This is a genomic window from Bartonella sp. AA168HLJHH (genome assembly GCF_042197365.1).
GTDB lineage: Bacteria > Pseudomonadota > Alphaproteobacteria > Rhizobiales > Rhizobiaceae > Bartonella.
The window spans coordinates 1-522 of record NZ_JBHIRS010000097.1; the positions used below are offsets into that span (position 1 = coordinate 1).

Annotated in this window: 1 pseudogene; it reads left to right on the forward strand. The window is 38.5% G+C overall.

What is annotated here, in order from left to right:
• Positions 1 to 132: pseudogene (locus ACFINM_RS09945) on the forward strand (DUF3792 domain-containing protein); the annotation flags it as partial.
• Positions 133 to 522 lie beyond the last annotated feature (390 nt).

Consider the following 522-nt stretch of genomic DNA (forward strand, 5'->3'; position numbering starts at 1 on the left):
GCGACTAAAGCCACAAAAACAGCCTCCAATATGGGGTGGTGGGGCTTTTTAGGAAGTCTGGTAGGCGCCATTATTTCGAGTGTTTTTGGCTATTATGGTTATAGAAGCCGTAAGGACACTTTCATGCTTTAAAACGTCTACCTGTCTACCTTTAAAGCAAATACATAAAAAGCTGCACGCATAGTGCAGCTTTTTTGCAAAATTTTCTGATTGTCTTTTTGTATCATTGTCTCTCATATCAGACAACTTCACCAGCCCATCATCCTTAATACTCCCCTTTAAAAAAACATAAGGAGTTGCTCATCGCTGCCAATAGGCATTGTGCTTGTTTTGGAAAAGAGCTCTGAAAACTTTCTTTTCAACTGATCATCAAGAAAAACTATACAAAGCATGGGATATACCATAAACACGTAGAAGAAAATTGTACCTTATAACCTCTTGGGGAGGAGCATTGTGACAAAGAAAAAATCCATGATTTTTACCCAAATGGGACTTTTCCTTGTTTTGGGCTTTAGCAGCTTT